This window comes from Polaromonas sp. P1_G4 (assembly GCF_056405475.1).
Map to the genome: position 1 here is coordinate 1 of NZ_JBFUCA010000053.1, position 13,594 is coordinate 13,594.

Here is a 13,594-nt window from a genome sequence, read left to right on the forward strand (position 1 = left end):
GGATGGCTGTGGGGCCCCTTCTTTACCAGCAGGGGCCGCGGGACTGGCTTTGCCAGACCGCAGGCGCAGCGCCCCCTCGGGGGGCAGCGCATTACACGAAGCCGAAGGCGAAGTGAAAAGCGTGGGGGCTCAAGCCCTCCACTTCCGGTTAGCCGTCACCAAAGCGGTGAGGTAGCCGTGCAGCCATTCAAAGTTGACAGGTTTTTTCAGCAGGTGGGCGTGCTGGGGCAAGCCTCCGCGTGCCGCAATGGCGTCGGGAGGCAAGCCGCTGATGACAACGATCTGCATGTCGGCCAGTTGCACGTTGCGTTTGAGTGTCTTGAGCATCTCAATGCCGTCCACGCCGGGCATGGACAGGTCCGTGATCAGCAGGTCGGGCCGCATGCTGGCGATATCCATCATGGCCTCCAGGGCAGATGGCATCCAGGTGCAGTCAACCGGCAGGTCCCAGTCTTCAAACTGGCAGCGGTACAGCTCGCGGGTGTCTTCGTCGTCTTCCACCATCAGCACCCGCAGGCGGCTTTTGGGGTCGGTGTCGACACGGGACAGCTGTGGGCTGTTTTTGGCCAGGTAGGCGTTGATGGACTGCAGCGCAATGCGGCGGTGCCCACCCAGCGTCTTCCACGCCTCGATTTCCCCTTTTTCAACCAGGGACTGCACCGTCGCAACGGAGAGCCCCAGAAGCTTGGCTGCATAGCTGGTGCCGCAGTAATCCTCGCTGGAGAAATCCGCAGCCGTGATCGCGGCCTCGAAGGACTTGGGTTCACGCGCCATGGCAGACCGAACGGGGATTGGAGTGTTTCATTTTGGGCATTTTAATCAATTCGACTCAATCGCTTCATAGAAAATGATAGTAAGCATCAACTAACACCAACGGGCACTGCCAGCGTCAGGGGGACAGCGGTGCGGTGGGCAGGGTGAAGAAGAACGTTGCCCCCTTGCCGGGCGCCGCCTCGGCCCACAACCTGCCGCCATGCCGCTTGATCACGCGGCTGACGGTGGCCAGCCCGATGCCCGTGCCCGGAAACTCCGCGACGGCATGCAGGCGCTGAAACGGCTTGAAGAGCTTGTCGGCATAGGCCATGTCGAAGCCGGCACCATTGTCCCTGACGAAAAACTCCGGCAGCCCCGCTGCATCAAGCTGGCAGCCTACGGTGATTTCGCTGAGGGGTTGCTGGGCACTGAACTTCCAGGCGTTGCCGATCAGGTTTTCCATCACCACCCGGACCAGCCGGCTGTCGCCGTGCGCCTTCAGCCCTTTTTCGATGTTCACCGCAACCTTGCGTTCGGGGTCGCGCACCCGCCATTCGTCCAGGATGATGCGGGCCAGCTCCGACAGGTCCACCACMTTGTTGTTCAGGGGCGTGCGCGACACCTGCGCCAGCGACAGCAGGTCTTCAATCAGTTGCCCCATCTGCGCCACGCCGGCCTGGATGCGTGCCAGGTAATGCGTCACCTTCTCGCCGGCATCGGCCCCCAGGTGTTTGCCCAGCAGGCGGCTAAAGCCGTCCACGGTGTTCAGCGGCGAGCGGAGGTCGTGCGACACGGAGTATGAAAATGCCTCGAGTTCCTGGTTGGACAGGCGCAGGGCGGCCTCAATGGCCTTGATCTCGGTGATGTCCGCGTCAATGCCCACCCAAAAGGCCACTTCACCGCGTTCGTCCAGCACGGGCGATGCGCGGTAGGACATGGTGTGCACGCCGTCCCTGGCCAGCACGCGGCGTATGCCCGAGTATTGCGACCGCGTCTCCCGGGCGACCTGCCAGCGGGCCCTGATATCGGGGAGGTCGTCCGGATGAATGGCCGTAAACCACTGCGTGCCGGTCCAGTCCTCCATCTTGCCGCCCGCCAGGTCAAACCAGGCTCGGTTGAAGTAGGTGGCCGCGCCGTCCGGGTCGCTGGTCCATACCACCTGGGGCGCCTGTTCGGCCAGCGCCCGGAAGAGCGCCTCTTGCCGCTCCAGCGCCAGTGTGCGCTCGGCGACTTTCTGCTCCAGTCCGGTGTTGAGCTGGCTGACCTCCTCGATCAGGCGAGAGTTCTGGATGGCGATGGACGCGAGCTGGGCCAGTTCGAGCGCCACATATTCGTCCTCCTGCGTGAACTCACCCTCGTATTTGTCGGACAGCTGGAGCAGCCCGATGTTTTTGCCGTCGCGGCCCGTCAGCGGCACGGCCAGCCAGCCGCGCATGGCTGGATGCTTGTCGGCGTAACTGCCGAAGCCGTGCCAGCGCGGATGCGCCTCCAGCTCGGCCTGGGTCATGCGCATGGACCGGTTGGTCTGGCAGACCAGGGCGTAAATGCCGGTGCCGTCGGGCGGCTCGATCATGTCCCGGTATTTCGCATATTTTTCGGAAAGCGACAGGGCGTTGATGGCCTGCCCCCAGTCGCTGTTCACGGTGAGGCTGACGATCGCCTGGTGCGCGCCTATCACCCCCCGGGCCTGCTCGGCCACCTCGTGCATGGTGCTTTCAAGCGTCTGATGCCAGGTGATGGCCTGGGCTGCGTCGGCGGCGCGCTGCAAGGTGTACAGGTGTTCCTGGACCTCATTTTCAACCTTGACCTGGGCCGAGATATCCAGCGCCAGGACAAAACGCGCCGGGCGGCCGGCATACCGCACCGAGGTTGAAAAAGGGCGGGCAGTGAAAAATGACCCGTCTTTGCGGCGATGCTCCCAGCGTTCCTTGACGATCAAAGGCGAGGCGGCGTGCTGGGTCCGGAGGTTTTGAGCTTCTGCTTCGCTGCGAATGTCGTAGATCGTCATCGACAGAAACTCTTCCATCGTATAGCCATAGCTCTTGACGGCGGCTTCGTTGACCATGAGGAAGCGATAGGTCTCGGCGTCAAAAACCCACATCGGGATTGGCGCCATTTCAAAGAGAGCCGAGTAGCGGTGCTCGCTTTCTACCAGTGCCTGCTCTGCCAGCTTGCGCTGGGTGATGTCGCGCTGCACCGCGACCCAGTGGGTGTAGTGGCCTTTGGTGTCGGTGATCGGAACAATGTCGAGCTCCAGCCAGACTTCCTCGCCGCTCTTGGTGTAGTTGATGAGCTCCGCGCGTACCGGCTGCCATTTTTCCAGTGCGGCCTTGATGCGGTCGAGCTCGTCCCGCTGCGTTTTGGGGCCCTGCATCAGGCGTGGTGTTTTTCCCAGCACCTCCTCACGCGTGTAACCCGTACGGCGCTCAAAAGCGTCGTTGACAAAGATGATGCGCGGGCCGGCGCCATCGATGGGTGCGGCCTCGGTGATGAGCACAATGTCGTTGAGCCGGGATACGGCGGTTTCCAGAAGGCGCAGGTGCGCCTGCGCTTCGTGCTGTTCCGTGATGTCCTGCAGCACGCCGACCAGGCTCACAACCTTGCCGTCCCGCTGCAAAGCCCGGCCCTGCGTGCGCACCCAGATGCGCCGGCCCTTTGCCGTGATGAGGGGCAGCTCCAGGTCCCATGGCGTTGCCTGCTTCAGGGCAGCCAGGGCGACCGAGCGGATGGTGCGCCGCGCTTCGGGTGCATAAAAGTCGAGCGCCTCCTCAACCCCCAGGCCGGCCGCCGGATCGAGTTCGTGGATGCGGTAAATTTCTTCAGACCAGTAAGGCGTCATGGTGTCGACAGCGACCTCCCATCCGCCGACTTTCCCCAGCGCGCCGGTGCGGTTCAGCAGCTCCGTGCTGCGGGCCACCACCAGTTCCGCGCGCTTGCGGTCGGTAATTTCCTGGATCACGCCGGAGCGGCGGCGCCCCGACGGGCCGCGGCCCGCGCCTTGCCCCTCCTGCCCGGTGTCCCCGGGCTGCGCTTCGTCAGCGCGGCCAAACAGGTGGACCCATCGAATCTCGCCAGCGGACGTGACGATGCGGAACTCCATGTCCAGCGGCTGGTTGGTCCGAACGGACAGATCGCGCCGTTCCTTGAAGGCCTGGCGGTCCCCGGGATGGACCAGCTGCATGAATCTGCCATGGTTCCTGTCGAAGGTCGCGCGGTCAACGCCGAGCACCTCGTAAACCTCATCGGACCACCAGCTTTCATCGGTGCCGGTGTCCAGCTGCCAGTAGCCGATGCGGCCCAGGCGCTGGGCGTCCCGCAGTTTCTGCTGGATGGCTTCGCTGTTTGCCAGTTCGGCCTCCAGGACACTCCGATGTTGCTCAAGCGACTCGGCCATGCGGTTAAAGCCCGTGGATATCCTCGCAAACTCCCCGAAATCGTCAGGCCGGCCTGGTGGTATCCGCACATCCAGCCGGCCGTTCTGGAGCTGCCGGATGGCCTCAAGGATGTTTCGGGTGGGCTCAACAATGGCACGCCCGCCGATGACCCAGGCGATGCCGCCGCCCACAAATGCCACCAGCAACAACACCACCAGTTCCAGCCACAGCTGTTCCCGGCTGGCGCCGACGACCAGTTCGCGGTCCAGGCTGACCGCCACAAAAAAAGCGGCGTGTACGTCGGGGCTGCTGGGCATGAAAGCCCACAGGCGGCGTTGCCCGGTGCCGTCCGGCCCATCGCTGGTTCCGTTACGCATCTGCTGCACGGCCGCCTTCAGCACGGGGCTTCTGGCCACCTGCCCGATTCGTATGGGAAGGTCGGGTTTGCCCGCCAGCAGCACGCCGCCGCGGTCGTGTATGCCCAGCGCGCCGCCGGGCGGCAGCTGGACGTCGATGGTGGATTTCGCCATCTCGGCCAGGTCAACCGACGCAAAAGCCACAATGTCAACGCGCCCGTCCTTGTCCAGCAGCGGCAACGCAAATGTGATGGAAGGCCGGCCCGTGGCACGCCCCACAATGTATTCACCCACCACAAAGCTGCGCTGCTCAACGGCATTGCGGAAATAGGCACGGTCGCCCAGGTAGCCGAGCCGCACGCCTTCCTGCCCGTTGCACAGCGCATAGCCGTCCGTTCCCACAATACCGAAATTGGCGTAAAGCGGAAACAGCTTGTTGAGCTCTACAAGGTAGCGGTTGCAGCGGTCGGCGTTGCCGTCCCGCAGGCCGGGCACATGAACAATCGCCGTCAGTATCTGCCGGGCCGATTCCGCCAGGCGCTGCTGGCTGGATGCGGCCAGCGATGCGGCGAATTGCAGGTCGGTTTGGGCGCGCTCGACGGCGGCGTCGGCGTTGTAGACGGCCTTGAAAATGGACAGGCCAAACATCGGCACTATCGCCACCAGCACGAGCATGACAAGGCGGGTCCGCAGCGTGATATGAAGCTTCATGGCATCAGCGCCGCAGGTACCGGCACCGGGTGTTTCTGGGCCACCGGTGCGTCACGGGATGTCAGCCGGCCGCGATGGATTCATTGACGCCCAGCCAGTAGGCCTGCAGGCGGTTGAGCTTTTCGGTCAGCCCCCCAAAATCGACAGGTTTACGGACAAACCCGTTGGCCCCGCTCTGGTAACACGCCACGATGTCGGACCGCTCGCTGGAAGATGTCAGCATGACGACCGGCACCAGCGCGGTCAGGGGATTGGCCCGCACGCTGCGCAGTACGTCCAGACCGGAGAGCTTGGGCAACTTCATGTCCAGCAGGATGAAAGCCGGCTGCCTTTGCGTGTCGCGCCCCGCATGGGCACCCTGGCCGAATAGAAAGTCCAGCGCCTGCACACCGTCCCGGGCGACGGCAATCTCGGCCGTGACGCCCTGCTCCTCCAGCGTCAGAACGGTCAGTTCCAGGTGGTCCGGGTTGTCTTCAACTACGAGTATGAGTTTGTCGTTCATGTGGACTTCAGGTGCGCGGAGTCAATCCCTGTCGTTTTCTGCTTTTTTTGGTGTTTTCTCATATTACCAAGTAAAGAAACGCCGCAGTACTGTGATTTGTACCCCCTTTGACGTCGCTCAACGGGGCATGCCAAACGCAGCAGCGCCGGCCTACCAGCGGGGAATTGCTTCGTCCTTGAGCTGGCCGCGCAGCTCGGCGTAGTCGGGCACCACCGCGCGCACGGTGTCCCAAAAACGCGGGCTGTGGTCCATGACACGCAAATGGCTCAATTCATGAACCACCACGTAGTCGATCACCGACTGCTTGAAATGGATCAAGCGCCAGTTCAGCCGGATGGAACCATCGGCGCTGGCGCTGCCCCAGCGGGTGCCGGCGCTGGAAAGGCTGAGCTTGCGCCACTGCACGCCCAGGTGCGGCGCGAAATGGTTGAGCCGCTCGGTAAAGATGCGCTTGGCCTGGCGCATCAGCCAGGCCTGCACGGCATCGCGGATCTGCTCGGGCGTGGCCTGCTGGGGCAGGCCCACGTGCAGCGTGAGCTGCGCCACGCCGGGCAAGGTGCCATTGGCCGCATCGCCGTCGCCCTGCAACAAGACTTCGGCGGCGGCGGGGCCGGTTTTGAGTTCGGCGCCGACGCCGCCGAAAGCGTGCCGCGGATCGATCACCACAATGACCTGGTCACCCAGGAAAGGCAGCGTAGTGCCGTCCTTCCAGTCAATGCGTGCGGACTCCAGGCGCTCATGGCGCGCGCGGGTTTCCTGCAGCTTGGCCAGGATCCAACCGGATTTTTCCAGCACGGCCTTGTCGATTTCATACAGCGGCACCCATTTGGGCGCACTGACCGTGAGGCCGTCGGCGCCGGCAGAAAAGCCGATGGTCTTGCGTTTGCTGCGGCGAAATTCGTAGGCCACCAGCACACCGCCCAGGACGGTCTCACGGCTGGCGCGGGGGTGGCGGAAAGTAGCCGGGGCCAGCGCCTGCTGGATGGTTTGTGCGGGAAGATGGGGGCCGACGAAATCTGCCACCGCTATATTTTCGATAGCTGGTTGCGCACTGTTATCGGTCGTCTCAGGCCTTTTTGGCTTGATTTTTCTGGCTTTGGAGCCGCTGGGAACGCCAGCAAGCGGCGCCGGCGCGGAATCAAACAGGTCGAGCGTGAACTGAAGAAGCCGTTGCATCATGGCAGTTTAGCTTGACAGCATGGGCAGGCTGGCCGCTCAGGTATTGGGCGCGACGGATGTGGCGGGCGCGGCGACCACTTCTCCGGCATAAGCCTCGGGGTCAAGGCGCCGCATTTCGGCTTCGATCCAGGTTTCCACCTCGCGCATCAACTCGTCGGGCTGCCGGCCCGCGCTGTCGATGGGCTTGCCGATGGAGATGTCAACGATGCCCGGGGTTTTGATGAAGGCCTTGCGCGGCCAGCATTTGGCCGAGGTCACGGCAATCGGGATCACGGGAGCGCCGGTTTCAATGGCCAGGCGCGTGCCGCCGGATTTGTAAGTACCCTTCTGGCCACGCGGGATGCGTGTGCCTTCGGGAAACATGATGACCCAGGTGCCCTGTGCCATCAGGCGCTTGCCCTGCACGACGACCTTGTTGAAAGCCTGTGAGCGCTGGCTGCGGTCGATGTGGATCATGTCCATGCGCGCCATCGCCCAGCCGAAGAACGGTACGTACAAGAGCTCCTTCTTGAAAACGTAGGCCAGGGGGTGTGGCATCAGCGTAGGCATGCACAGGGTCTCCCAGGTGCTCTGGTGCTTGAGCAGCAGAACAGCGGCGCTGGTCTGGCCCGTGGGCAGGTTTTCCATGCCGGTCACCCGGTTCTTGATGCCCAGGATGAAGGTGCCGCCGCTGACCGCCACGCGCAGCCAGCCCGCGCACATCCAGTACATGGTGTTGCTGCTGACAAAGAGGGAGGCAATCACCACAAAGGTCGCCCAGGGGATCACCGTGACGGCCATCCACAGCAGATGAAGAATTGATCGAATCAGGCGCATGTCAAGGTTTCCGGTATCTGGCAGGTTGTGGATGCTGGTGTACAGCAGTTTTCACGATGTTTTAAGGCTCTAACCCTTATCTGGTCAGCGCAGGTAGCTAGCATTTTTATAGCATCACCTACAGGGCCACTTGCAGGGGCCGGGCACTGCGTTCGAGGATGAAATCGGCAAATGCCGATAAATCGGTATGCAACTGCGTGCCTTCGGGCAAGCCTTCAGGCCGCCCGCCGCTGCGGTACCGTGCCGACTTGCCCGTCAGCACCAGGTGCGGTTCACACCCCGCAGCTGCGCCGGCCTGCAGGTCGCGCAGCGAATCCCCTGCGGTGGGCACGCCTTTGAGCGGCACGCCGAAACGCGCACCGATCTGCTCAAAAAGGCCAGGCAGCGGCTTGCGGCAGGTGCAGCTTTCCTCGGGGGCATGCGGGCAGTAAAACACCGCATCAATGCGCCCGCCGACCGCGGCCAGCAGCTTGTGCATCTTGGCGTGCATGGCGTTGAGCGCCGCCACGTCGAAGAGGCCGCGCCCCAGCCCCGACTGGTTGGACGCAATGACGACGTGCCAGCCGGCATGGTTCAGGCGCGCAATGGCCTCCAGCGAACCCGGCAGCGGCAACCACTCGTCCGGCGCCTTGACGAAGTCGTCGCTGTCGCTGTTGATGGTGCCGTCGCGGTCGAGGATGACGAGTTTCATGGTGTTTGCCTTGAAAAAAGTTCAGGTGGCTAGTTTGGAGAGGTCAGCCACCCGGTTCATCGATTGATGCAGGGTTGCGAGCAGCCCGAGCCGGTTGGCGCGCAGCGCCGGGTCTTCGGCGTTGACCATCACGCCGTCGAAGAATGCATCGACCGGCGCCTTCAGGGCGGCCAACGCCTGCAGCGAGGCCGCGTAGTCGCCAGCGGCGAAAGTGGCTTCGGCTTTGGGCCCCACGGTCTTCAATGCATCCGCGAGGGATTTCTCGGCGGCTTCCAGCAGCAGCTCAGGTTTGACGGCAGCTTCGACCGTGCCTTCAGCCTTCTTCAGGATGTTGCCGACGCGCTTGTTGGCCGCAGCGAGAGCCGGTGCTTCGGGCAGCGCGGCAAAGGCACGCACGGCCGCCAGGCGTTTGGCCACATCGCCCAGGCGCTGGGGTTTGAGGGCCAGCACGGCATCGACTTCTTGCGCGCTGTAGCCCTGCTCACGCAGGGAGCCGGCGAGGCGGTCGTAGATAAAGTCGACCAATGCCAAGGAGGCATCCTGAATCTTGTCACCGAACACCGGTTGCGCGCCCTGTACCAGTTCCAGCAGGCCCAAAGGCAGGTCTTTCTCGACCAGCATGCGGATCACGCCCAGCGCATGGCGGCGCAGCGCGAACGGGTCCTTGTCGCCGGTCGGCAGATTGCCGATGCCGAACATCCCAACCAGCGTTTCCAGCTTGTCGGCCAGCGCGACGATGACGCCAACAGTGTTGCGTGGCAGTTCGTCGCCGGCAAAGCGCGGCTTGTAGTGGTCTTCAATGGCGTCGGCCACATCGGTGTTGAGGCCGTCGTTGAGCGCGTAGTAACGGCCCATGGTGCCCTGCAGTTCGGGAAACTCTCCCACCATGTCGGTCACCAGGTCGGTCTTGGCCAGCTCGGCGGCGCGCTGCACATCGGCCACATTGGCGTTCAGGCGATTGGCGATCGCCTCGGCGATGGCGCGTACGCGCTGCGTGCGCTCGCCCTGCGTGCCCAGCTTGTTGTGATACACCACTTTGCCCAGGCCTTCAACGCGCGAAGCCAGCGTTTTCTTGCGGTCCTGGTCGAAGAAAAACTTGGCATCCGCCAGGCGCGGGCGCACGACGCGCTCGTTGCCGCCAATCACGGCGCTGGCATCCGTCGGGCTGATGTTGCTCACCACGAGAAACTTGTTGGTGAGCTTGCCCGACGCATCGAGCAGCGGGAAGTACTTCTGGTTGGCCTTCATCGTGAGGATCAGGCATTCCTGCGGCACGCCCAGAAATTCTTTTTCGAATTCGCAAATCAACACATTGGGGCGCTCGACCAGCGCGGTCACTTCATCCAGCAGCGCGTCGTCTTCAATCGCCCTGGCGCCACCGCCAACTTTGGCTGCGGCTGCAGCAAGCTGCTTGACGATTTCGGCTTTGCGCGCGGCAAAACTGGCGATCACCGCGCCGTCTTTTTGCAGGGTAGCGGCGTAGCTGTCGGCATCCTTGAGCACCACCGGGTCGACGGCCGCTTCAAAGCGGTGGCCGTGCGTGATGTTGCCGGCCTTCAGGCCCAAAGCCTCGATAGCGACCACCGAGCTACCATGCAGCGCGACCAGGCCGTGCGCCGGGCGAACGAATTTCACATCGCTCCAGCCATCGGCCAGCTGATAGGTCATCCGCTTGTCGATAGGAAGTTTGGCAATGGTTTCGAGCAAGGCTTTCTGCAACCCTTCAACCAGCGTAGCTCCCTTGATGACACTGTCGTAAAACAAGGCCTCTGCCTTGCCGTCGGGCGCGCGCTTGAGGCCAGCCACAGCCGATGCATCGGCGCCCAGCGCCTGCAGTTTCTTGAGCAGCGCGGGTGTGGCATTGCCCGAAGCATCCAGTCCCACCGCCACCGGCATGAGTTTTTGCGAAACAGCCTTGTCGACGGCCTGTGCGGCCACCGCCGTGACATGCGCGGCCAGGCGGCGCGGGGAGGCAAATGCCGTGAGGGCCGAATCTGCCGCCGTCAGGCCCTGGGTCTTGAGCTGCTCGAACAGCACGCCGGCAAAGGCATCGCCCAGCTTTTTGAGCGCCTTGGGCGGCAGCTCTTCGACAAACAGTTCAACAAGAAGGTTTTGGGAGGCGTTCATTGGTTTTTTCGGGAATGTCGGAGCGCAAAAATGGCCAGGGCTGCAACCATCAGCGGCAGCCAGATGGTTTGGACTTCATTGAGCAACACGTCGGCGCCGCGTTGCGTGAAGAACCGGGAAAAGGAGACCGGCGACACCTCAACGGGCCGCCAGGGACTGAAAAACCGCTGGTCGGAAAACGGCCAGTAGAGGGGAATGGCCACGCCGCCATTGGTCAGGGTGTCCAGCAGGGGATGCGAGAACGCGCAAAGCGCGATCCACGCATAGCCCTGCCATAGCGCCAGTTTCCAGTGCCGCGCCAGCCACCAGCCGATGAGGCCCACCACGAGCGCAAAGCCCAGGGTGTGGGTAAAGCCGCGATGGCCCCAGATACCGCCGTAATGGATGCCGAGCTTGAAGGCGATGCCGTCAAAGTCGGGAAGGATGGCCGCTACCATGCCCGCCACCAGCATGGAAGGCGGTATCCGCTTGCTGCCCAACGCCACTGCGGCTGCAATGGGGACGGCGATGTGRGAAAAGATGGTGGGCATCGAAGATCAGCTCACCGTTTTGGCGTGGCATCGGCGTAGTGCAACACCGTGGGAAACGGATCGTAAAAATGGTGAAGCAGCTTGCGCCACGCCTGGTAGGGCTCTGACTGGCGGAAACCCACGGTGTGGTCTTCCAGGGTGTTCCAGCGCACCAGCAGCATGTAGTGGTGGTCGTTTTCCAGGCAGCGCTGCAACTCGTGACCATGGTAGCCGCCCATTGACGCGATGATGGCCTGCGCCTGGGCAAAAGCCGCCTCGAAAGCGGACGCTTCGCCGGGCTTGACCTGCAACTGGGCGATTTCCAGAATCATCAGGCGGCCTTCTTCGCCATCTGCTCGACCCACTCGCGCGGTGCCATCGGGAAGCCCAGGCGCTCACGGCTTTCGTAATAGCTTTGCGCCACGGCGCGGGCGAGGTTGCGGATGCGGCCGATATAGGCGGCGCGCTCGGTCACGCTGATGGCGCCGCGGGCGTCCAGCAGGTTAAAGCTGTGGGCAGCTTTCAGCACCTGCTCATAGGCCGGCAGGGCCAGCTGCACGTCGATCAGGTGTTTGGCCTGCTTTTCATGCGCCGTGAAAGCGGTGAACAGGAAATCGGCGTCGCTGTGCTCGAAGTTGTAGGTGGACTGCTCGACTTCGTTTTGTTTGTAGACGTCGCCGTAGCTCAGCTTCGAGCCATCAGGCCCTTCGGTCCAGGTCAGGTTGTAGACGTTGTCCACGCCTTGCAAATACATGGCCAGGCGCTCCAAGCCGTAGGTGATTTCGCCGGTGGCGGGTTTGCAGTCGATGCCGCCGACCTGCTGGAAGTAGGTGAACTGCGTGACTTCCATGCCATTGAGCCAGACTTCCCAGCCCAGGCCCCAGGCGCCCAGCGTCGGGTTTTCCCAATCGTCTTCGACAAAACGGATGTCGTTTTTCTTCAGGTCAAAGCCCAGCGCTTCCAGCGAACCGAGGTAGAGCTCGAGGATGTTGGCCGGTGCCGGCTTGAGCACGACCTGGTACTGGTAGTAGTGCTGCAAGCGATTGGGGTTCTCGCCGTAGCGGCCGTCCTTGGGTCGGCGGCTGGGCTGCACATAGGCGGCTTTCCAGGGCTCGGGGCCCAGCGCGCGCAGAAACGTCGCGGTGTGCGAAGTGCCTGCGCCGACTTCCATGTCGTAGGGCTGCAGCAGCGCGCAACCCTGGTCAGCCCAATAGGACTGCAGCTTCAAAATAATTTGCTGGAAAGTAAGCATAAGAGTGGAGTTTTGCCAAACGCGGGGCACCTGGATTGCAGGCCCGGGGAGCGGCGCCTCAGGTGGCGGCCGCCAAGCCGGTCATTTTACGCGGCGGCGCGCGGGCGCCTTGGTGGGCGGCATCTGGGTGGGCGGCACATACCAGCCGGGCCCGGTCTTGAAGGCCTCCACCAGGAAATCCACCATCACACGGACCTTGGCGCTCAAGTGCCGCCGGCTGGGGTACACCGCCAGCACGTCGATTTCAGGCATGCGGTAGCCCGGCAGCAAGGGCACCAGCCGGCCTTCGCGCAGGTCTTCCCCAACCAGGAAAGCCGGCTGCCAGATGATGCCCAGCCCGGCCACGGCCGCTTCGCGGGCGGTATCGCCGTTGTTGGCGTGCATGATGTAGTTGACCTTGACCGCGTGCGGGCGGCCCTCGTTGTCGGTGAAATGCCAWTCGTTGGCGGTGGCGGCATAGGTGTAGCCCAGGCAGCTGTGGCCCGCGAGGTCGGCGGGCACAACCGGGCGGCCGTGCTTTTTCAGGTAGGCCGGCGCGGCACAGAGGATGTTGCAGGAAGTCGCCAGCTTGCGGGCTGCATGGGTGGCCGGCCCCGTGCGCGAGATGCGTATGGCGAGGTCGTAGCCTTCTTCCACGATGTCCACCACGCGGTCACTGAGGGCAATGTCGAGCTCCACCTCCGGATAGCTTTGCATGAAGCGCGGCCACAACGGCGCCAGGTGCCGGATGCCAAAGCTCACAGGCGCATTGATGCGCAGGCGCCCGCGCGGCTGCAGGGTTGCCGACGAGGCCAGCGCCTCCGCGTCGGCAACCTCTTCAAGAATCGACTTGCTGCGCTCATACAGCGCTTCGCCGCTTTCGGTGAGCGAGAGCTTGCGGGAGCTGCGGTTGAGCAGGCGCGTGCCGAGGTGGGCTTCCAGCTCATTGATATAGCGGGTGACGTTGGCCGGCGAGGTGTCCAGCGCATCGGCCGCACGCGTGAAACTGCCGCGGCCCACCACGGTGACAAACATCTCAAACGCACGCAGCCGGTCCATTTCAACCCCCATCATTCATAAAAGATGAATGATTAAATCAGTTTTACGGCCTTCCTCCAATAGAAGATGAAACTTACATTGGACTCATCGGCAGGCAGGAAGCCCACCGAACCAGGAACCCCAACCAAGACAAAGGAAATCGACATGACCACGCAAACCACTTCATTCACACCCCGCTTCGCCAACAAGACCGTGCTGGTCACGGGTGGCAACAGCGGCATCGGCCTGGCCACCGCCTTGCAATTCGCCGGGCAAGGCGCGCGGGTCGTCATCACCGGCCGGGACC

General features: G+C 63.1%; 12 protein-coding genes. 1 reads left to right on the plus strand and 11 read right to left on the minus strand.

Going from position 1 to position 13,594, the window contains the following annotated elements:
• Positions 1 to 129: 129 nt before the first annotated feature.
• From AC1D1X_RS04580 to AC1D1X_RS04630, 11 genes are all read right to left on the minus strand, one after another.
• Positions 130 to 774 (minus strand): response regulator, encoded by a 645-nt coding sequence (locus AC1D1X_RS04580; protein ID WP_477649333.1) that lies wholly within the window; start codon positions 772 to 774, stop codon positions 130 to 132.
• A gap of 115 nt (positions 775 to 889) precedes the next feature.
• The gene (locus AC1D1X_RS04585; protein WP_477697897.1) at positions 890 to 5,194 is read right to left on the minus strand and encodes a PAS domain S-box protein; all 4,305 of its coding nucleotides are present in this window, start codon (positions 5,192 to 5,194) and stop codon (positions 890 to 892) included.
• Between the two features lie 61 nt (positions 5,195 to 5,255).
• Positions 5,256 to 5,696 carry a response regulator gene (locus AC1D1X_RS04590; RefSeq protein WP_348049366.1) on the minus strand — a complete coding sequence of 147 codons (441 nt, stop codon included), beginning with the start codon at positions 5,694 to 5,696 and terminating at the stop codon, positions 5,256 to 5,258.
• A gap of 150 nt (positions 5,697 to 5,846) precedes the next feature.
• Positions 5,847 to 6,875, minus strand: coding sequence for a M48 family metallopeptidase (locus AC1D1X_RS04595; protein WP_477670106.1), 1,029 nt, complete (start codon positions 6,873 to 6,875; stop codon positions 5,847 to 5,849).
• Positions 6,876 to 6,911: 36 nt separating this feature from the next.
• Positions 6,912 to 7,691 carry a lysophospholipid acyltransferase family protein gene (locus AC1D1X_RS04600; protein ID WP_477670107.1) on the minus strand — a complete coding sequence of 260 codons (780 nt, stop codon included), beginning with the start codon at positions 7,689 to 7,691 and terminating at the stop codon, positions 6,912 to 6,914.
• A 118-nt stretch (positions 7,692 to 7,809) separates the two neighbouring features.
• Positions 7,810 to 8,382, minus strand: a complete 573-nt coding sequence (gene gmhB / locus AC1D1X_RS04605) for a D-glycero-beta-D-manno-heptose 1,7-bisphosphate 7-phosphatase (RefSeq protein WP_457282820.1) — start codon at positions 8,380 to 8,382, stop codon at positions 7,810 to 7,812.
• Positions 8,383 to 8,403: 21 nt separating this feature from the next.
• The gene (glyS, locus tag AC1D1X_RS04610) at positions 8,404 to 10,509 is read right to left on the minus strand and encodes a glycine--tRNA ligase subunit beta (RefSeq protein WP_477670108.1); all 2,106 of its coding nucleotides are present in this window, start codon (positions 10,507 to 10,509) and stop codon (positions 8,404 to 8,406) included.
• Positions 10,506 to 11,039 carry a metal-dependent hydrolase gene (locus tag AC1D1X_RS04615; RefSeq protein ID WP_477670109.1) on the minus strand — a complete coding sequence of 178 codons (534 nt, stop codon included), beginning with the start codon at positions 11,037 to 11,039 and terminating at the stop codon, positions 10,506 to 10,508. The genes glyS and AC1D1X_RS04615 overlap by 4 nt, the downstream gene beginning before the upstream one ends.
• An 11-nt stretch (positions 11,040 to 11,050) precedes the next feature.
• On the minus strand, positions 11,051 to 11,350 hold the full coding sequence (locus tag AC1D1X_RS04620; RefSeq protein WP_477670110.1) for an antibiotic biosynthesis monooxygenase family protein: 300 nt from the start codon (positions 11,348 to 11,350) through the stop codon (positions 11,051 to 11,053).
• On the minus strand, positions 11,350 to 12,270 hold the full coding sequence (glyQ, locus tag AC1D1X_RS04625; protein WP_348049382.1) for a glycine--tRNA ligase subunit alpha: 921 nt from the start codon (positions 12,268 to 12,270) through the stop codon (positions 11,350 to 11,352). Before glyQ ends, AC1D1X_RS04620 begins: the two co-directional genes overlap by 1 nt.
• A gap of 81 nt (positions 12,271 to 12,351) precedes the next feature.
• The gene (locus AC1D1X_RS04630; protein WP_477697898.1) at positions 12,352 to 13,308 is read right to left on the minus strand and encodes a LysR family transcriptional regulator; all 957 of its coding nucleotides are present in this window, start codon (positions 13,306 to 13,308) and stop codon (positions 12,352 to 12,354) included.
• 144 nt (positions 13,309 to 13,452) lie between these two features.
• On the opposite strand from AC1D1X_RS04630, the gene AC1D1X_RS04635 reads away from it, so the two are divergent.
• Positions 13,453 to 13,594, plus strand: a 142-nt coding sequence (locus tag AC1D1X_RS04635; RefSeq protein ID WP_477697899.1) for an SDR family NAD(P)-dependent oxidoreductase, incomplete at its 3' end; no start/stop codon positions are given.

Bases quoted from the DNA above. Each gene is read 5' to 3' on its own strand.
- AC1D1X_RS04580 (WP_477649333.1), bottom strand. From the start codon at position 774: ATGGCGCGTGAACCCAAGTCCTTCGAGGCCGCGATCACGGCTGCGGAT.
- AC1D1X_RS04590 (WP_348049366.1), bottom strand. From the start codon at position 5,696: ATGAACGACAAACTCATACTCGTAGTTGAAGACAACCCGGACCACCTG.
- AC1D1X_RS04595 (WP_477670106.1), bottom strand. From the start codon at position 6,875: ATGATGCAACGGCTTCTTCAGTTCACGCTCGACCTGTTTGATTCCGCG.
- AC1D1X_RS04600 (WP_477670107.1), bottom strand. From the start codon at position 7,691: ATGCGCCTGATTCGATCAATTCTTCATCTGCTGTGGATGGCCGTCACG.
- gmhB (WP_457282820.1), bottom strand. From the start codon at position 8,382: ATGAAACTCGTCATCCTCGACCGCGACGGCACCATCAACAGCGACAGC.
- glyS (WP_477670108.1), bottom strand. From the start codon at position 10,509: ATGAACGCCTCCCAAAACCTTCTTGTTGAACTGTTTGTCGAAGAGCTG.
- AC1D1X_RS04620 (WP_477670110.1), bottom strand. From the start codon at position 11,350: ATGATTCTGGAAATCGCCCAGTTGCAGGTCAAGCCCGGCGAAGCGTCC.
- glyQ (WP_348049382.1), bottom strand. From the start codon at position 12,270: ATGCTTACTTTCCAGCAAATTATTTTGAAGCTGCAGTCCTATTGGGCT.